General features: G+C 71.2%; 11 protein-coding genes. 9 read left to right on the forward strand and 2 right to left on the reverse strand.

The window, feature by feature from the left end; genetic code table 11:
• Positions 1 to 252: 252 nt before the first annotated feature.
• From IE275_RS38425 to IE275_RS38465, 9 genes are all read left to right on the forward strand, one after another.
• Positions 253 to 2022 carry a fatty acyl-AMP ligase gene (locus tag IE275_RS38425; protein ID WP_189717318.1) on the forward strand — a complete coding sequence of 590 codons (1770 nt, stop codon included), beginning with the start codon at positions 253 to 255 and terminating at the stop codon, positions 2020 to 2022.
• A complete protein-coding gene (locus IE275_RS38430) occupies positions 2019 to 8687 on the forward strand; it encodes a type I polyketide synthase (RefSeq protein WP_189717319.1) in 6669 nt (2222 codons plus the stop codon). The genes IE275_RS38425 and IE275_RS38430 overlap by 4 nt, the downstream gene beginning before the upstream one ends.
• A 287-nt stretch (positions 8688 to 8974) precedes the next feature.
• A complete protein-coding gene (locus tag IE275_RS38435; protein ID WP_189717320.1) occupies positions 8975 to 9823 on the forward strand; it encodes an alpha/beta hydrolase in 849 nt (282 codons plus the stop codon).
• Between the two features lie 7 nt (positions 9824 to 9830).
• The gene (locus IE275_RS38440; protein ID WP_189717321.1) at positions 9831 to 11081 is read left to right on the forward strand and encodes a glycosyltransferase; all 1251 of its coding nucleotides are present in this window, start codon (positions 9831 to 9833) and stop codon (positions 11079 to 11081) included.
• A gap of 109 nt (positions 11082 to 11190) precedes the next feature.
• Positions 11191 to 12501 carry an ABC transporter substrate-binding protein gene (locus IE275_RS38445; RefSeq protein WP_229871038.1) on the forward strand — a complete coding sequence of 437 codons (1311 nt, stop codon included), beginning with the start codon at positions 11191 to 11193 and terminating at the stop codon, positions 12499 to 12501.
• A 70-nt stretch (positions 12502 to 12571) separates the two neighbouring features.
• A complete protein-coding gene (locus tag IE275_RS38450) occupies positions 12572 to 13510 on the forward strand; it encodes a carbohydrate ABC transporter permease (RefSeq protein WP_189717322.1) in 939 nt (312 codons plus the stop codon).
• The gene (locus IE275_RS38455; RefSeq protein ID WP_189717323.1) at positions 13510 to 14343 is read left to right on the forward strand and encodes a carbohydrate ABC transporter permease; all 834 of its coding nucleotides are present in this window, start codon (positions 13510 to 13512) and stop codon (positions 14341 to 14343) included. Before IE275_RS38450 ends, IE275_RS38455 begins: the two co-directional genes overlap by 1 nt.
• A 90-nt stretch (positions 14344 to 14433) precedes the next feature.
• The gene (locus IE275_RS38460) at positions 14434 to 15621 is read left to right on the forward strand and encodes an ABC transporter ATP-binding protein (RefSeq protein ID WP_189717324.1); all 1188 of its coding nucleotides are present in this window, start codon (positions 14434 to 14436) and stop codon (positions 15619 to 15621) included.
• 235 nt (positions 15622 to 15856) lie between these two features.
• The gene (locus IE275_RS38465) at positions 15857 to 17062 is read left to right on the forward strand and encodes a cytochrome P450 family protein (protein ID WP_189717325.1); all 1206 of its coding nucleotides are present in this window, start codon (positions 15857 to 15859) and stop codon (positions 17060 to 17062) included.
• Between the two features lie 58 nt (positions 17063 to 17120).
• On the opposite strand, the gene IE275_RS38470 is transcribed toward IE275_RS38465, so the two are convergent.
• Both IE275_RS38470 and IE275_RS38475 read right to left on the reverse strand, forming a co-directional pair.
• Positions 17121 to 18488, reverse strand: a complete 1368-nt coding sequence (locus tag IE275_RS38470; protein WP_189717326.1) for a cytochrome P450 — start codon at positions 18486 to 18488, stop codon at positions 17121 to 17123.
• A gap of 70 nt (positions 18489 to 18558) precedes the next feature.
• Positions 18559 to 19920, reverse strand: coding sequence for a cytochrome P450 (locus IE275_RS38475; RefSeq protein ID WP_189717327.1), 1362 nt, complete (start codon positions 19918 to 19920; stop codon positions 18559 to 18561).
• Between the last annotated feature and the right edge of the window lie 12 nt (positions 19921 to 19932).

Below are 19932 nucleotides of genomic sequence, written 5' to 3' on the forward strand. Positions count from 1 at the left end.
CGCCCTGATTACGGTATTCGGCGTGCTGTGGGAATGTGCCGCTCGGTGCCCCCGCGTCGGCCGGGCGGGGACCTCGGCGTGGCGCTGCGATCTTGGTACGACGTTGTGATTGGCTGATAGTGCTACTGCCACTATCCACGGGGAATCGGTGACGGGCGGCGACGACTGTCATCAATTCGCCTGACGGGCCTACTGCTGAGGAGCCCCGTGGCCTGTCAAGAACGAAGGTTCGGTGACTTAGTGCTGGAAATCGTGAACGACACGATCAGTCATCATCTCGCCCGGGCCGCGGCGCAGAGACCCGATGAAAAAGCGTTCACTTTCGTGGACTTCAGCACCGATCGCGACGGAGTCTCCAGGTGTCTGACATGGCGCCAACTGGAGCGGCGGGTACGTACCCTCGCGGCGGTCCTGCGTCACAGCGGCGCGGCCGACGAACGGGTGGCCGTCGTGGGCCCGCAGAACCTGGACTACGTCGTCGGCTTCCTCGCGGCCACGTGCGCCGGTGCGATCGCCGTTCCCCTGTTCCCCCCGGGTCTGCCGGGCCATGCGGAGAAACTGGCCGCCGTGCTCGCCGACGCCGACCCGGTGCTCGCCCTCACCAGCCCCGACTCGCTCCAGGCCGCGGAGAAGTTCTGCGCCGACCAGTACGGCCTCCGGGTGCGCGTGGTCACCGAGGAGGATCTGCTCTCGGACGGGGCGGCAAGGGCCGAACCGACGGCCGGTGAGCCCCCTCATCCGCGCCCCGAGGACTGTGCCTACCTGCAATACACCTCGGGCTCCACCCGTATGCCGTCCGGCGTGGAGATCACCCACGCCAACGTCTGCGCCAACGCACGCCAGGCGCTGAAGGCGTACCAGCCCCGAGCCGGGGGCAACTGCACCGTCGGCTGGCTTCCGCTGTTCCACGACATGGGCCTCGTGCTGGGGATCGTGGCTCCTGTCGTCGGCCACATCCACTCCGTTCTCATGGACCCACTGGCCTTCGTGCTGCAGCCCGTCCGATGGCTGCGGCTGCTCAGCACATACCCGGGAGCGCTCACCGCCGCCCCCAACTTCGCGTACGACTACTGCGTGCGCCGCGTCACCGGCGAGGAGCGTGCGGCACTGTCGCTGGGATCGGTCGCCGTCATGGTCAACGGCAGTGAACCCATCGCCGAGCAGACGCTCCAGCGGTTCCAGGAGGCCTTCGCCCCGGTCGGCGCGGTCCCCGCGGTGATGCGCCCGTCCTACGGGCTGGCCGAGGCGACCGTGTTCGTCTCCGCCTCACCGACCGGTGAGGAACCGACCGTCACCTCCTTCGACCGTGACGCGCTGGCGGCGGGCATCGCCCGGCCGGCCGAGGGCACCGAGGGACAGGCCGTGACCCGCCTGGTCGGCTGCGGACGGCCCACCGACCAGGAGGCCGCGATCGTCGACCCGGAGAGCCTGGTCCGGCTGGAGGACGGACGGGTGGGGGAGATCTGGCTGCGCGGACCCAACATCGGACGCGGCTACTGGGGACGCCCGGAACAGAGCGAGGCCACCTTCCGTGCCACCCTCCACGGCGACGACCCGGGCGAGGCGGCGCATCACTGGTTGCGCACCGGAGACCTCGGCCTGTGGCACGACGACCACCTCTACATCACCGGCCGCATCAAGGATCTCGTGATCATCGACGGGACCAACCACTATCCGCAGGACATCGAGCACACCGTCGAGAGCGCCCACCCGGCGATCCGCCGCCATCACACCGCGGCGTTCGCCGTGCCCACCGATGACGGCGAACGCCTGGTCGTCGTCGCCGAGCACACCCGTGACCTCGTGGAACCCGGCCGGGTCCGGGACGAGGCGACCCGCGCCGTACGCGTGGCGGTGTCCGCCGGTCACGCCACCGCGATGCACGACTTCGTCCTCGCCCGGCCCGGCACCGTACCCCGCACCACCAGCGGGAAGGTCGCCCGCAGCGCCTGCCGTGAGCAGTACCTCCGGGGTGCCTGGACCTCCGACACCCACGTTCAGAGGGAGACGGACACCGTATGAACCAGCCAGGCGGACACCAGGAGCCGATCGAGGGCGACGCCCGGGCCACCTCCTCCACCACGGACGGCCGCTCCGGATCGGGCGCTGCCGAACTGCGGAACGCACTGGTGCAGTTGGTCTCGGACATCAGAGGCATCCCGCCGGAACACATCGACGACGGCCGGCCTCTGGCGGAGTACGGGCTCACCTCCCGTGACGCCATCGGTCTGACCGGCGAACTGGAGAAGAAGCTCGACCGATCGCTGTCCGCCACGCTGCTGTGGGAGCACCCCACCATCGGACAACTCGTCGCCGCCCTGACGAAGACCGACCGGTCCGATGCCGCGCGGCCGGACCGGCGGCCCCGTACGCCCGACGAGGCGGACGCCACCGCCCGCACCGACGACGACGCCATCGCCGTCGTCGGGATCGGCTGCCGTCTGCCCGGCAGCGTTCACGGGCCGGACGCGTTCTGGGAGCGCCTCGCGGCGGGCACGGACGCGGTCGGCACGGTGCCCGAGGAACGCTGGCCGAACTTCGCCGGCTCGGCGCCCGACGTCACCGCACTGATGGAATCCACCACACGGTGGGGCGCCTTTCTCGACGACATCGAGGGATTCGACGCCAAGTTCTTCGGCATCACGCCCCACGAGGCCGAAGTCATGGATCCCCAGCAGCGGCTGCTGCTCGAAGTCATCTGCGAGGCGCTGGACCATGCGGGCGTACCCACCAACGCCCTTCAGTCCACCCCCACCGGCGTCTTCGTCGGCCTGAGCGCACTCGAGTACGGGCATCTCACCACCTCGGATCCCACGCGACTGACCCCGTGGACCGGCACCGGAGCCGCCGGCAGCATCGTCGCCAACCGCGTGTCCTACCTGCTCGACCTCCGCGGCCCCAGCATCACCGTCGACACGGCCTGTTCGTCGTCCCTCGTGGCCGTGCACCTGGCCTGCCGCAGCCTGCGCAGCGGGGAGTGCGACACGGCACTCGCCGCCGGAGTCAACCTGCTCCTGTCCGCGGCGGTCACGGCCTCGCTCGAACAGGCCGGCCTGCTGGCCGCGGACGGCAGGTGCAAGGCCTTCGACGCCGCGGCGGACGGAATCACCCGCGGTGAGGGCTGCGGTGTCGTCGTGCTCAAGCGGCTCGCCGACGCCCGGCGCGACGGCGACCGGGTGCTCGCCGTCATCAGGGGCACCGCCGTGAACCAGGACGGCCGGTCGGCGGGCCTCATGGCCCCCAACCCGGCGGCGCAGGAGGCGCTGCTGCGCGACGCCCTGCGCGACGCACGCATCGACGCGGCCGACATCGACTACGTCGAGGCGCACGGGACGGGCACCCTGCTGGGGGACCCCATCGAGGCGACCGCCCTCGGAGCGGTCGTCGGACGGGTCAGGCAGCCCGACCGGCCCCTGCTGATCGGATCGGTCAAGACCAACCTGGGCCACCTCGAAGGCGCGGCCGGCATCATCGGCCTGATCAAGACCGCGCTGGCCCTGCATCACGGCCGTATCCCGGTCAGCCTGCACTTCCGCAGCCCCAACCCCCACATCGACTTCACCGAGCTGGGCCTGCGCGTGGTCTCCGAACCGACCGCGTGGCCCACCTCCGGGGACCGTCCGGGGCGCGCCGGTGTGTCCGCCTTCGGCTTCGGCGGTACGAACGCCCACGCCGTACTGGAGCAGGCGCCGCCGGCCGCCGTGCGGCCCACACGGGACGAGGACGAAGTGGCCGGCCGGCCGCACGTCCTGGTGGTGTCCGCCCGCTCCTCGGACCGGCTCGCCGACGTGGCCGCGAGTCTGTCGCGATGGGTGGCCACCGACGGCGCGCCCGCCCTCACCGACATCGCCCACACGCTGCTCTCGCACCGCCGCGGCCCGTCCTGCGCCGCCGTCGTCGCGCGGACCCGCCCCGAGGCGGCTGCCGGGCTGGCCGCGCTGGCCCGGGGGGAGAAGGTTCCCGGCGTGGTCGCCGCGTGCACCGACGCACGAGCGGCGCAGTCGTTCACCGCGCGCCGACCGGTCTTCGTCTTCTCCGGTTACGGCTCCCACTGGGAGGGCATGGGGCGGCGCCTGCTGGCCGACGACGCCCTCTTCGCCGCCCAGGTGTCCGCGCTCGACGCGGACTACCTCGCGGAGACCGGTTCCTCACTGACGGACATGCTCATGTCCGACGCGGACCCGACGGTGGACCGGATCCAGCCGCTGCTCTTCGGACTCCAGCTGGCCCTGGCGCGGACCATGCGGGCCTACGGCGTGGAACCCGCCGCCGTCATCGGCCACTCGATGGGCGAGGTCACCGCCGGGGTGTTCGCCGGCGCCCTCGACGACCGCGACGGACTGCGCGTCATCGTCCGGCGCTCGGTCCACCTCGCCACCCTCGAAGCCGAACACACCGGCGCGATGGCCGCCGTGGAGCTTCCCGCGGAATCCCGGGCGGCCGTCCTCAGCCGCTTTCCCGGTGTCGAGGTCGCCGTCCACTCCTCGCCCCGACGCTGCACGGTCGCCGGTCCGGCCCGAGCGGTGCGCGACCTGGTGGACGAGCTGACCGAGCAGGGCCGGCTCGCCCGACTGCTCGAAAGCGGCGGAGCCGTGCACTCGGCCCTGGTCGAACCCATCCTGACGCCGCTGCGCGAGGATCTCGGCGACCTGCGCCCGCACACCCCCACCACACGCTGGTACAGCACGGTCCTCGACGATCCCCGAGCGGGCACGGCGGCCGACACGGGCTACTGGTGCGCCAACGTCCGCCGCCCGGTGCGTCTGCAACAGGCGGTGACGGCGGCGGCCGAGGACGGCCACACCCTGTTCCTGGAGATCTCGCCCCACCCCATCGTCGCCGTCCCGCTCGCGGAGATCCTCGACGCCACACCGGCGGGGGACCAGGCCCTGGTCGTCCCGACCCTGTACCGGAACACCGACGACACCGTCCAGGTCCGTGCCGCGCTGGCCAGGCTGCACTTCGCCGGCGTCACGCTCCATGCCGGGCTGTGGCCCGCCGGTGCGCGCACCGCACTGCCCACCCCCGCCTGGCGGCACGAACGGTTCTGGTTCCCCCGCCCCGCCCAGCCGACCGAAGCCGGCGGCCATCCCCTGCTGGGGGTGCGCACCGACGACCCGAGGACCGGCGCCGTGCTGTGGCAGGGAGACGTCGGCACCCGCCGGCACGGCACCCGCAGCACGGTCCACGGCAGAGCGGTGCTGACCGTCGTCGAGGCCGCGGAGCTGATGATCGAAGCCGGCCTGGACCTGTGGGCCCGGGAGGGCGTGACCCACCTCGGCATCGAGGACCTGCAGATCCATCAGTGGCTCGCCCTCTCCGGCAGCACCCCCCTGACCACGGTGTGGGAACCGGCCTCCGGCACGCACGGAACCGTCACCCTCCACGCCCGCGGCTCCGGCACCACGTGGCGCTGCTACGCCTCGGCCCGCGTCACCCGTGCCCCGGAACCCCAGGGCGAGCGCGACCCCGGGCCGGAACCGGCGCCGGCCCTCGTCCGGCACGTCGTCCCCGAGGACCACCGGCCCCACAGCCGGTCGTCCTACGCACATGTCCTGACCGCCATGCTGGAGGCACAGAGCGCCGCGGCCGCACCACCGGGCGGCGACCGTGCCCTCCACGGCGCCGCGCAGACCGTCCCGGTCGGCGTACGGTCCCTGCACATCAAGGCGCCGGGCGTCCTCGACACCGGGTACGACATCAGCTGCACGCCCGTCGACGGCGCCGGCCCGGCGGACGCGGACGTCGACCAGTGGCATCTCTGCGCCCTGGGCGACACGAGCGCGATCGTCGCCCGATTCGTCCAGCTGCGGGCCGTCGAGCGGCGCGCGGTGCCCCGTTCCCTCGAGACGTGCACCTACGACATCCAGTGGGAGAAGTCCACCGTTCCGCTGCCGTCGCGCCGACTCCGGCGTGCCCTGCTCGTCAGCGACGAACCGCACGCCGCGGACGGCGCCACGGCCCTGCTCCTGGCGGCCCTGGAAGCCGGCGGTGTCGAGGTCACGCCGACCGATGCCCGCGACGACGCCTGCGACGCCGTCCTCGACGCCTGGCTGGCGGCCCCGCAGGACGGCCCGAGCGCCGTGGTCCTCTTCCTCCAGCAGCACGAACACGACGACGACATGCGCCCCCTGCACAGCGCGGCACGGCTGGCGCGCCGCCTGGCCGGCGCCACGCACCGGCAGGCGCCGCGCCTGTGGATGGCCACCGTGCTGGCACAGGCCACAGGGTCCGGGGAACCGGGGCTGCCGTATCTCGCCTGCCTGCGGGGGCTCGTCCGGGTCCTCACGCTCGAACAACCGCATCTGCGGGCCTCGTTGGTGGACATCGACGAACAGCCCGGCGCGGTCGACGACCTCGCCCGCGAACTCCTCGCGGGCGGCGACGCGGACGAGATCGCCTGGAGGTCCGGAACACGGCTCACCGCCCATCTCGCCCGGGCCGACATCGGCGCACAGCGCAACGACACCGTGGCCTTCACCCGTCCCGACGGCGCGTACCTCATCACCGGAGGCCTGACCGGACTGGGCCTGGCGACAGCGCGCCGGCTCGCCGAGCAGGGCGCCGGGCGCGTCGTCCTCAACGGACGCCGTGCCCCGGGACCCGAGGCCCAGGCCGTCCTGGCCGAGCTGCGGGAACGGGGAACCTCCGTCGCCGTGGTCCAAGGGGACATCGCGGACCCGGACGTGTCCACGGACCTGGTGCGTGCCGCCCTCGCCGAGGGGCACACCCTGCGCGGCATCGCGCACTGTGCCGGCGTCCTGCACGACCGCTTGATCACCGACCTCGAACCGGCGGACATCGACCGGGTGCTGCGGCCCAAGACCGTCGGCGCCCGCAACCTCGAGGCGGCCATCGCCGACCACGATCTGGACTGGTGGGTGATCTACAGCTCCGCCGCGGCACTTCTCGGCTCACCGGGGCAGTCCGCCTACGCGGCCGCCAATGCCTGGCTCGACGCCGTGGCCCACCACCGCCGGGCCCGCGGCCTGCCCGCGACCTCCATCGCCTGGGGCCCCTGGGAGAACGTCGGCATGGCGGCCGGGAACCCGGTGCTGGCCCTGGAGCCCATCCAGCTGAGCGAGGGAATGGACGTGCTCCAGGCACTCGTCACCCTCAATCGCGCGCACGTGGGCGTCGTCCACCTCGACACGGACCGCGTGCTGGGGGCGTTCCCCGGCCTGTCCGCCGTCCCCTTCTTCTCCGACGTCCTCGGGGACGGTCCACCCGGCGCCGACGACTGGGTCGGCCCCCACGGCATCACCGCTCTCGGCGGTTCCGCCGCGGACCTGGTGTACGCACGCCTGGTCAGAAGAACGGCAGCCATCATGGGGTTCATGGCCGCCGAACTCAGCGAAACGATTCCGCTGACCGAACTGGGCCTGGACTCCCTGGTGGCGGTACGCATCCGCAACGCGTTCGGCCAGGACTTCGGCATCGACCTGCCCGCGCCCTGGCTGCTGCGTGGCGCCAGCCTGCGGGAACTCGGCCGCGCGGTCCTCGAACAACTCGGTCTCGACGCCACGGAGCCGACGGCCGCCTCCCGGCCGACGGCACCCGACGACACCCGACGGGCCGAGCCGTCCGCCCCCACGCTGCCGAGCTTCCTCGGCCCCAGGGACGCCGCGGAGCGGCTGGTCGCCGGCGCCTGGGCCGAGGTCCTGCGGCAGGGGCCCAAGGACATCCGGGAGGACTTCACCGCCGCCGGCGGGGACCGGGCCGCCGCCGCGGCCATGGCGGACGCCGTTCACCGGCGCCTCGGCGACGGCACCGGGGCGAGCCTGACGGCCGACGCCATCCTCGCCCGGCCCACCGTCGCGGCCGTCGCCGAACTGATCCGGCCCGTCGTCAACCGCACCGGCCGCTCGGCACTCACCACCCTGCGCCCCCCGCTCGCCGGGTCGCAACGGCCACCGCTGTTCACCTTCCACCCGGCCGGCGGCCCGACCTCGGTCTACGTGCCCCTGATGGGACTGTTGCCGGCCGAACAGCCCGTGTACGGCCTGGAACGCGTCGACGAGCTGAGCACCATGGAGGAGAAGGCGGCCCACTACCGCTCACTCATCCGTGACGTCCAGGCGGAAGGGCCCTACCACCTGCTCGGCTGGTCCTTCGGAGGATGTCTCGCCTACGAAGTGGCTCGTCAACTGCGGCAGGAAGGACAGAGCATCGGGTTCCTCGGACTGATCGACACCATCCTGCCCCCCGCCTCGCCGCAACCGGAATCGGAGGAGTTCCTGCTCGAGCGTTTCGGTCGTTTCGCCGAATACATCGAGAGAACGTACGGGCACCGTCTCGACCTGCCCTACGACGAGCTGGCGGCAACCCCGGACGATCGGCAGATCGACGTGATCATGCGTCTGGTCGCCGACGCGGGCCTCGACATGAGCCCAGGGATCATGGAGCACCAGAGGACCTCGTACGTCGACGCCCGCGTCGGCGAACGGTACGCCCCCCGTCCCCAGGAGGGCCACGTGGTGCTCTACCGTGCCGAGCAACCGCAGCCGCTCACCACCGCTCTGGACCCGCGCTACCTCCGACAGGACGCCGACCTCGGATGGGCACCCCTGTGCCGGTCCCTCGAGATCGTCCCCGTCGAGGGCGACCACCATTCCGTCATCGACTCCCCCCACGTCCAGGCCATCGCACAGCACGTCACCCGCGCGCTGGGGTGGCCCACCCTGTGATCGGCGCGGGGCGCCTGTTCCACGGGGCTCACCCGCGGAACAGGCGCCCCGCCGGCGCTGCTCGGCTGTACGGGCTACCGCCCCGCACCGAGCGGAGTGTCCGCTGGTGACGACCCACCCATTTCGTCATGCTCACGGCTGTGTGGGTCACTTTTCTGAAGTCCGCGAGAACGGGTCTGGTGTGCCTCTGGCTCGCCGGCGCCCTCCTCTCGACCGAGGCGCATGCGGCTGGGGCGAGACCGGACGGCACGTCCGGGCCTCGCCACCCGGAGGCCCGTGTCACCGCCGTGAAATCCATCGACGACCGGATGATCGATCTCACGGTCCGCTCACCGGCGATGGGCACGTCGATCCCGGTCCGCGTCATCCTTCCCGCGAGCTGGAGCAGCGAGCCGAAAGCCACCTTTCCGGTTCTCTACATGTTCCACGGCGGCGACGACGACTACACGTCCTGGACACGCGAGACGGATGTGGAGGCGTTGGCGAAGAACGCCGACGTGCTCGTCGTCATGCCGGACGCCGGGAAGGCCGGCTACTACAGCGACTGGTTCGCCGGCACTCCCCGCTGGGAGACCTTTCACACCCATGAACTCGTGCGGCTCATGGAGAAGGAGTACCGCGCGGCCCCCTCGCGAGCCGTCGTGGGACTGTCCATGGGCGGCTTCGGCGCACTCAACTACGCGGCGCACCACCGGGGGATGTTCCGTTACGTGGCCTCCATGAGCTCCTACGTCGATCTGGACGACGCCGCCGTGCGCCTGGAACTGTCGCTCGGTACCTGGCGGGAGGGCATCGACATCAAGGACGTGTGGGGCGACCCGGAGAAGAACGCCAGGGTCTGGCGGGCCCACAACCCCGCCGCCATGCCGCGTGCGTTCCGCGGAACACACGTCCATCTGTCCGCGGGCAGCAGCGAGCCCGGACCGTTGGACGAGGGACGCTCACCCGACGCGTTCCTGGTGAGCATGCTGGGCGAGATCCACCTGTCGAAGCAGATCGAGAGCTTCGAGCAGTCGCTCCGCTCGGCGGGTGTCGACGTCACGACGCATCTGTACAAGCCGGGGACGCATTCCTGGCCGTACTGGCGGGACGAGCTGCACAGCATCTGGCCGGCCGTCATGAAGTCACTCGGGTAGCGGCGTCATGCGCACCGTGGTGATTTTCGCCGCCGGATCCCGCGGCGACGTCCAGCCCTGCCTGGCCCTGGGGCGAGCACTGGTCCGTCAAGGCGACACGGTGAGGATCCTGGCCAGCGTCCGCTACCGGCGTCTGATCGCCGAGGCGGGCCTGGACCTCCATCCCCTTCCGGTCGACCCCGCGGAGATCATCGAGTCCGCCGAGGGACAGGAACTCCTCGCCGGACGACGGAACCCGGTGGCGTTCATCCGCCGGATGGACCGGGTCCTGCGGCCCTTCATCATGCCGATGCTGGAGGAGACGCAGGCCGGTGCCAAGGGAGCCGACCTGGTGCTGGCACCGACCATGTGCTTCCTCGGCGTTCACCTGAGCCAGTACCTCCACGTCCCGCACGCCGTCGTCCACTTCCAGCCGAGCCAGCCCACGAAGGCCTTCCCGCACCCGTTCGCACCGGCGGCCCGGATGCTGGGGGGCGTGGGCAACCGGCTCAGTTTCGGTGCGGTCGACCTCGGTTCCTGGATGGTGTTCCGACGGTTCGTCAACACATGGCGCCGGGAGAGCCTCGGCCTCCCGGAGCTCTCCCTGTCGGCCCCCTTCCGGCAGGTGCGCCGAGCCCCCGTACTGTGCGCGTTCAGCCCCACGGTCGTACCGCGGCCGTCCGACTGGGGACCGAACGTCCACGTCACCGGCTTCTGGCACCACGACCGGCCGCTGTGGAAACCCTCACGGCGCCTGCTCGCCTTCCTGGCCGACGGCCCCCCGCCCGTCTACGTCGGGTTCGGCAGCATGAGGACCGGCGACCCCGCGGCGACCGACGCCGTCGTACGGGCGGCCCTGCGTCGGGTGAACCTGCGCGGAGTGCTGCCGGGGGACCCCGCCACCGGCGAGGACGACATCCTCGTGGTCGGCGACACCCCCCACGACTGGCTGTTTCCCAGGATGGCCGCGGTCGTCCACCACGGCGGGGCAGGCACGACGGCCTCGGCGCTGCGCGCCGGAAGACCCTCCCTGGTCTGCCCGTTCTTCGGGGACCAGCCCTACTGGGCCGCACGGGTGCACGAGCTCGGCGCGGGGCCCGCGCCCCTGCCGGTCCGTGAGCTCACCGTCGACGCTCTCGCCCGGCGACTGCGTGCCCTCACCCGGGACGCTTCCTACGCCGAGACCGCGCGCCGGCTCGGCCGAGCCCTGGAAGCGGAGGACGGCACGGACCGGGCCTGCCGCGTCCTGGACCGGCACCCGGCCGGAATGGGTGATTAGGTGCGATATGTGCTTGATCTTGCTTTATGCGTTCCTTAGTGTTCGCCGGGAGGGCACGCTGCGAGATTCCGAGTCCCGTGCCACCGTCCGGAAGCGAGGTGTGGAGCGCGTGCACGCGAGGTGCGGCTGCCGGCCCGTTCCGGGAAAGAAGAGACGCCCCGGAGGGACGCGCTGGCTGCGGACGATCGCCGTACTGCCGCTGCTGGCGTCGACGCTCGCCGCTTGCGGCGGTGACGAGGGCTCCGGCGCGCCCACCCTCAACTGGTACAACTTCCCCGACGACTCCGGTGCGCTCCAGAAGGCCGCCGACCGGTGCAGCCAGGCGTCGGGCGGCCGCTACAGGATCAGCTACAACAAGCTCCCGCGTGCCGCGGACGGCCAGCGCCAGCAGCTCGTCCGCAGACTCGCCGCCGAGGACGACTCGCTCGACATCCTGGGCCTGGACGTCACCTGGGCGGCGGAGTTCGCCGAGGCGCGCTGGATCCGGGAATGGACGGGGACGGCGAAGCGCCGGGCCGTCGAGGGCACCCTGCGCGTACCGCTGCAGACCTCGACCTGGAAGGACAAGCTCTACGCCGTCCCGTACAACACCAACACCCAGCTGCTGTGGTACCGCGAGGACCTGGTGCCCACCCCGCCCCGGACCTGGGCCGAGATGCTGGACATGGCCGAGGCCCTCGCCCGGCAGGGCAAGCCGCACTTCGTGGAGATCCAGGGCGCCCAGTACGAGGGCCTGACCGTCTGGTTCAACACGCTGATCAACAGTGCCGGCGGCTCCATCCTCAACGCGGACGCCACCGCGCCTTCGCTCGGCCCTCCCGCCGTGCGGGCCGCCTCGGTCATGCGCGAGCTGGCGAACTCCCCGGCCGCCGACCCCTCCCTGTCCAACCAGATGGAGGACCAGAACCGGCTCGCCATGGAGTCGGGGACGGCCGCGTTCGAGCTCAACTACCCGTTCGTCTATCCGTCGATGAAGGCGAACAACCCCGCACTCTTCAAGAGCTTCCGCTGGGCGCCGTACCCCCGGGTCGACGCGGACCGGCCGGCACGGCCCACCATCGGTGGCATCGACCTCGCGGTGAGCGCCTACTCGCGCCACCCCGCCCTGGCCTTCGAGGCGGCGCTGTGCCTGCGCAACCGGGAGAACCAGCTCACCGCCGCACTCGAGGGCGGTCTGCCGCCCACCCTGCGCGCCCTGTACGACGAGCCCGCGTTCAAGAAGGAGTACCCCTTCTCCCAGGACGTGCTGGCCGCCCTGGAGTCGGCGAGCGTGCGCCCGATCACTCCCGTCTACCAGAACGTGTCGATCGCGGTCTCCCACACCCTGTCTCCGCCGTCCGGGATCAAACCCGTCCGCTCGGTGGACACCATCAGGGACCAGATCGACGATGCCCTGCGATCCGAGGGTGTGATCCCGTGAACCACCGCCTCACGCAACCCCGCGTCGGCCGGCGCCGCAGTGCGCGGGCCTCGTCCCCGGGCGGGCCGAGATGAGCGCCCCGGCACCCCCCGGGACGGACCCGGAGGAGGCGGCGCCGGACCGGGCGGCACTCTCGGCGGGTGCCCGGCAGGAGCGGCGGCTCGGCTGGCTGCTCTGCGCACCCGCCGTCGTCGTCATGCTCGCCGTGACCGCCTACCCCGTCGGGTACGCCGTCTATCTGTCCCTCCAGCGGTACGACCTGCGATTTCCCGGACGGGCGGAGTTCGTGGGCCTGAGCAACTACGGGTCGGTGCTGTCCTCCCCGTTCTGGTGGGACGCCTTCTGGGTCACGCTGTTCATCACCGCCGTGTCCGTCGCGATCGAACTGGTCCTCGGCATGGCACTCGCCCTGGTGATGCACCGCACGATCTTCTGGCGCGGCGCCGTCCGCACATCGGTCCTCATCCCGTACGGGATCGTCACCGTGGTCGCCGCCTTCTCCTGGCAGTACGCCTGGACCCCGGAACTCGGCTACCTCGCCGCGCTGCTGCCCAGCGGGGAGGCCCCGCTGACCGAGCAGTGGTCCGCCCTCTGGCTGATCATCCTCGCCGAGGTGTGGAAGACGACCCCGTTCATGGCCCTGCTGCTGCTCGCGGGTCTCGCCCTGGTCCCCGAGGAGACCCTGAAGGCGGCCATGGTGGACGGCGCCAGCGCCTGGCAGCGCTTCACCAAGATCATGCTGCCGCTGATGAAACCGGCGATCCTGGTCGCCCTGCTCTTCCGCACGCTCGACGCGTTCCGGATCTTCGACAACATCTACATCCTGACCTCGGGCGCCCACGGGACCGGCTCCGTGTCGATCCTCGGGTACGACAACCTGTTCACCTCGCTGAACCTGGGCATCGGGTCGGCGATCTCGGTCCTGATCTTCCTCTGCGTCGGGATCATCGCCTTCGCCTTCATCAAACTGTTCGGCGCCGCCGCACCCGGAGCGGAGGTGAAGCGCTGATGGCCGCGGTGGGGAAGACGCACGCCGCCCGCTGGGGTGTCCTGAACGTGGTGGTGGTGCTGTACGCCCTGTTCCCCGTGTGGTGGATCGCCGCGCTGTCCTTCAAGGACCCCGCCACCCTGACGGACGGCAACTACATCCCCACGGACTGGACCTGGGAGAACTACCGGGGCATCTTCGAGACCAGCGAGTTCACCCGCGCGCTGATCAACTCGATCGGTATCGCCCTGATCGCCACGGCGATCGCGGTGGCGCTGGGCACCATGGCCGCCTACGCCGTGGCCAGGCTGCGCTTCCCCGGCAAGCGCGTGCTCATCGGCATGTCACTGCTGATCGCCATGTTCCCCCCGATCTCCCTGGTGTCACCCCTGTTCAACATCGAGCGGATCATCGGGATCTTCGACACCTGGATCGGGCTGATCATCCCGTACATGACCTTCTCCCTGCCGCTCGCGATCTACACCCTGTCGGCCTTCTTCCGGGAGATCCCCTGGGATCTGGAGAAGGCCGCCAAGGTCGACGGGGCGACGCCCGCGCAGGCCTTCCGGATGGTCATCGTGCCGCTGGCCGCGCCGGGTGTGTTCACCACGGCCATCCTCGTGTTCATCTTCTGCTGGAACGACTTCCTGTTCGCGATCTCGCTGACGTCCACCGAGTCCGCGCGCACCGTGCCGGCCGCGATCGCGTTCTTCACCGGGAGCTCCCAGTTCCAGCAGCCCACCGGATCGATCGCCGCAGCCGCTGTGGTCATCACCATCCCGATCATCGTTTTCGTCCTGTTCTTCCAGCGGCGGATCGTCGCCGGACTGACCTCAGGGGCAGTCAAGGGGTGAACGGGCCGACCGCGGCAGACGGGCCACCGGCCCCGGACACCGACCGCAGTGCCCGGACCCGGAAGGCATGAAGGCAAGGAGGCACCATCCATGGCCGAGATCATCCTCGAGGGAGTCACCAAGCGTTTTCCCGACGGGGCCCTCGCCGTGAAGGACGTGGACCTCGAGATCGCGGACGGCGAGTTCGTGATCCTGGTCGGTCCGTCGGGATGCGGCAAGTCCACCACCCTGAACATGATCGCCGGGCTGGAGGACATCACCGAGGGCACCCTGCGCATCGGGGACCGCGTCGTCAACGACCTGGCTCCCAAGGACCGCGACGTCGCCATGGTGTTCCAGAGCTACGCCCTGTACCCGCACATGAGCGTCCGGGAGAACATGGGCTTCCCGCTGCGCCTGGCCAAGGTGGACAAGGACACCATCGACGCGAAGGTGACGGAAGCCGCCCGGATCCTCGACCTCACCGAGCACCTGGACCGCAAGCCCGCCAACCTCTCGGGCGGTCAGCGCCAGCGGGTGGCCATGGGACGGGCGATCGTCCGCGATCCGAAGGCGTTCCTCATGGACGAGCCGCTGTCCAACCTGGACGCCAAACTCCGGGTGCAGATGCGCACGCAGATCTCCCGCCTGCAGCGGCGCCTCGGCACGACCACCGTGTACGTCACCCACGACCAGACCGAGGCGATGACGCTCGGCGACCGCGTCGTGGTCATGCGCCAGGGCCTGGTCCAGCAGATCGGCACACCCGCCGAACTGTACGACCTGCCGCGCAACATCTTCGTCGCGGGCTTCATCGGCTCCCCGGCCATGAACTTCCTGAACGCCACCCTGGAGGACCGGGCCCTGCGCTCGCCCCTGGGCGACCTGACCCTCGACGACCGGACGCGGCAGGCGCTGGAACGGCAGAACGCCCCCCGCGAGGTCATCGTCGGGCTACGGCCGGAGGCCTTCGAGGACGTGGCCCTGTCGCACGAGCGGGATCGGACGGGCCCGGTCTTCACCACCACCGTGGAGGTGCTGGAGTCGCTGGGCTCCGATGTGTACGTCTACTTCACGGCGGAGGGCGGGCCCGCCACGACCGCCGAACTGGAGGAGCTCGCCAAGGACTCGGGCCTGCGCGACACCGGCGCCGACACCCGTCACATCGTGGCCCGCCTGGACGCCGCCACGCGTGCCCGCGAGGGCGAGCCGCTGGAGCTGCGGGTCGACATGGCCAAGGCTCACGTCTTCGACCCGGCAACCGGAGCGAACCTCACGCATCCGGTGACGGCGGACTGACGACGCGCCGCACAGGGCGCGGGCGACGGAAAGGAGCGGCCGCCGAGAAGCCGAATCGCGGTGAACGCGCGGCGGGTGCGGGGTAATTCATCGCCTATCCCGGGACCATGGACGATCACTCGTTTCATGGGTAAGGTCATGGACGCGATCCGGGGGCGCTCTTCCGATCCGACCGTGCGTCGACGCCCCGCATTTCGCGTGCACAGCCATTCGAGCCAGGGGGAAACGAATCGCTATGTCCACGTCCTTCACCGAGGATCTTTCGGAGCTCGGCGCGGCCTTTGTCCAGGACCCTTATCCCGTGTACGCGCGACTGCGCGAAAAGGGGCCGGTCCATCATGTGCGGACCGAGGCGTCCGGCGCGTACTGGCTGGTCGTCGGCCGTGCGGAGGCCCGGGCCGCGCTGGCGGACCCCCGGCTGAGCAACGACATCCGCCACTCCGCGGCCTGGCAGGACGACGGGGGGAACGCCGTCGGCCTCAACATGGTGCAGACGGACCCGCCGCAGCACACCCGGCTGCGCAAACTCGTCGCGCAGGCATTTACTCCGCGCCGTATCGAAGCAATGCGGACCGGAATTCAGAAGACCACCGATGAACTGCTCGACGAAATGCTTCCGCTCGGCCGGGTCGACCTCGTCGAGGCTTTCGCGCTTCCCTTGCCTCTGGCCGTCATCTGTGAACTCCTCGGAGTTCCGGCGGCCGACCGAAAGACCTTCCACCACTGGTATCTCGAAAGCACCGACTTCAGCCGTCCCGAGGCCGCGATGGCCGCGGCCCAGGCGATGACCGGCTATCTCGCCGAGCTGATCGAGACGAAACGCGCCACGGCCGGCGACGACCTGCTGAGCGCTCTCGTGCGCACCATGGACGACGACGGCGACCAGCTCTCCTCCGAGGAGATGCTCGGCATGGCGTTCCTCCTCCTCGTCGCCGGATACGAGACGGCGGCGAACCTCATCTCCAGCGGCACCCTCGCCCTGCTGCGCAACCCCGAGCAGCTCGCGGCGCTCCGGGCCGACTGGGGGCTCCTGGAGAACGCGGTCGAGGAGATGCTCCGCTTCGACGGATCCGTGGAGACCGCCGCCTTCCGGTTCACCAAGGAGCCGGTGGACATCGCCGGCACCCTCATCCCCGCCGGGGAGCCCGTCGCCGTCGTCCTGGCCGCCGCCTCACGGGACCCCCGGCACTTTCCCGAACCGGACCGGTTCGACATCCGGCGGGACACGCGCGGCCATCTCGCCTTCGGGCACGGGGTGCACCACTGCCTGGGCGCCCCGCTGGCCCGTATGGAGGCGGCCATCGCCTTCCGTACGCTGCTCGAACGCTGCCCCGACCTGGCGCTCGACACCGAACCGGCCGCACTCACCTGGCGCCCCAGCCCCATGCTGCGCGGGGTGCACCACCTGCCGGTGACCTTCACCCCGGTCTCCGGCGGGTAGGCGCACGAGACGGGTCCGGCCGGCGGGCGACCCCACGGCCGGACCCGGTCCGTACCGTTCACCGCGCCTGCGGCACCATCGGCAGCGGGCCGGTGCTGAGACTCATGTGCGGCCGCGGGTTCACCCTCGTGCCCGGCACCGGGCGCAGCCGCCAGCGGGACCCGAGGGACGCCAGCGCCAGCGTCGCCTCCGTCATCCCGAAGACGTCCCCGATGCACTTGCGACTGCCCGCCCCGAACGGCAGGTAGTGGCCGCGCGCCACGTCCTTCGCCCGCTCCGGGAGCCACCGGTCGGGGTCGAAGGACTCGGGATCCGCGAACAGTTCGGCGTTGTGGTGCAGGACGTAGGGGCTGATCAGGATGTCGGCGCCGACGGGCAGCCGCCGTCCCGCCAGCTCCGTGGGCTCGGTGGTGGTGCGGGTGTAGAGCCAGGCGGGCGGATACAGGCGCAGACTCTCGGTGAACACCCGCTGGGTGTGGTCGAGTCGCGGGATGTCGGCGTAGGCGGCGGGGCGGCCGTCCAGCACCTCGTCCAGCTCGGCGTGCAGGGCCGCCTCGGCCCGCGGGTTCTCGCCGAGCAGATGGAACGACCAGGCCAGCGCACTGGCCGTGGTCTCGATGCCGGCCAGCAGCAGGGTCATGACCTGGTCGTGGATCTCCTGGTCGGTCAGCCGCCCGCCGGTCTCGGTGTCCTCGGCGGTGAGCAGCGCCGACAGCAGATCACCGCGGTCGCCGTCCGCCCCGCGGTAGTCCTCGACGATCCCGTCGATCAGCCGGTGCATCCGGGTCAGCGCCTCGGCGAAGCGGCGGTTCGCCGGCAGGGGGAGCTTCGCGAACAGCCCCGTGGGATCCATGGCCTGCCGGTACGCGCCCTGCACGATGACCGGCAGACAGTACTGGATCTCGGCGACGGCACGGCCCGCGATCTCCGTGGAGAACAGCGCGCGCGCCGTGACCCGGGCGGTCAGCGCCTGCATCGCGTTGCTGACGTCGATGACCTCACCGGCCCGCCACGTCCGGGCCTCGGCCTCGCACTCGTCCCGCATCACCTCGGCGTACGTGGGCAACCGGGCCGGATGGAACGCGGGCTGCACCAGCCGGCGCTGTCTGCGGTGATCCGACCAGTCGGACGTGATCAGCCCGTTGCCCAGGATCGGCCGCGCCTTCTCCTTCACCGGCCCGCCCGTGTCGTACACCCGCGCGTTGAGCAGCACCTCCTGGACCAGGTCCGGATGGCAGGGCAGATAGGCGCGGTTCGGCCCCAGCCGCAGTTCCACCAGATCGCCGTGGGCCGGCAGCGAGGCCAGGAACTCCAGCGGCCGGCGCCCCATCAGCAGGGCGTGCCCGATCAGCGGCAGGCCGCCCGGCGCCGTGGCGAACCGCCAGTCGTGGGTGGCGGCCCGCTGGTGCGGGGTCCTCGTACTCATGTGTCGTCCATCCCCTCGCGAGCGTGTGTTCCGGGCGGCCGGGCCGCCGCGCACCCCATGTCCCGCGCCCTCAGCGCGGTTCGCAGATCATCGGCAGCGGGCCGGCCTCCAGGGTCGCCTTCGGCTCCGGCCGCAGCACGCTGCCGGGGACCGGACGCAGCCGCCAGCGGCTCGCGATCGTGGCCACGATCAGCGCGGTCTCGGTGAGCGCCAGGACGTCCCCGATGCACTTGTGGCTGCCCGCGCCGAACGGCAGCAGCGCCCCGCGCGGCACCTCCTTGGCCCGCTCGCCCAGCCAGCGCTCCGGGACGAACTCCTCGGGATCGGGGAAGAGTTCGGGGTTGTGGTGCAGCGCGTGGGCGCTGTAGACGACCATCGTGCCCGCCGGGACGGGGTGCCCGCCCAGCTCGGTGTCGACCGCCGCCACCCGCATCGACATCCAGGACGGCGGGTACAGCCGCAGCGCCTCGGTGATCACGGCACGGGTGAACTCCAGCCGCGGCAGGTCGTCGAAGACCGGCGAACGGTCGCCGACGGCGGCGTCGATCTCGGCGTGCACCCGCCGCTCCGCCTCCGGGTGCGCGCCGAGCAGATGGAAGACGAAGGCGAGGGTCGACGCGGTGGTCTCGCTGCCCGCCACCAGGAAGGTGACGACCTGGTCGAGGACCTCCTCGTCGGTCAGCCGCTGCCCGGTCTCGGGATGCTCGGCCCGCAGCAGGGTGGAGAGCAGGTCGCCGTGGTCCTCCTCGGACCGGCGGCGCTCGTCGATCATCGTGTCGACGATCTCGCGCAGCCGGGCGTTCGCGTGGTCGTAGCGCCGGTTGCCCGGGGTGGGGAGCTTCTCCATGATGCCCAGCGGCGCGACCGTGCGCCGGTAGATGCCCTGCGAGACGGTCCGCAGACACTGCCGGGCCTCCTCGACGGTCTCCTCGTCGGCGCTGGTGGAGAACAGGGTCCGGGCCGCGACCTGCATGAGGAGGGCGTGCATCGCCTCGCCGATGTCCTGGGTCCGTCCCGCCCGCCAGGAGCGGATCGCCCTGCGGGTGTCGTCGCCGACGCCCGCCGTGTAGGCGGCGATCCGGGTGGAGTGGAACGCCGGCTGGATCAGCCGTCGCTGGAACCGGTGGTCGTCGCCGCGCGACACCGACAGGCTGTTCCCCAGCAGCTGCCGGGCCTTGTCGAAGACACCCCCCTTGTCGAAGACCCGGGGATTGACCAGGACATGGTGGACCAGCTCCGGGTGGCAGGCGAGATAGGCCCGGCTGGGGCCGAGCCGGAACTCCACCACGTCCCCGTGGGCGGGCAGGGAGGCCAGGAACTCCAGCGGGCGGCGCCAGAGCGCGAGCGCGTGCCCCAGGAGGGGGACCGCTCCCGGGGCGGAGCCCAGCGACCAGGAACGGGCCGGTGTGTCGGATACCTTCGCCGGATTCACGGTCCCGCTTCC

Origin of the sequence: Streptomyces phaeofaciens (assembly GCF_014648915.1) — a bacterium.
GTDB classification, from domain to species: domain Bacteria; phylum Actinomycetota; class Actinomycetes; order Streptomycetales; family Streptomycetaceae; genus Streptomyces; species Streptomyces phaeofaciens.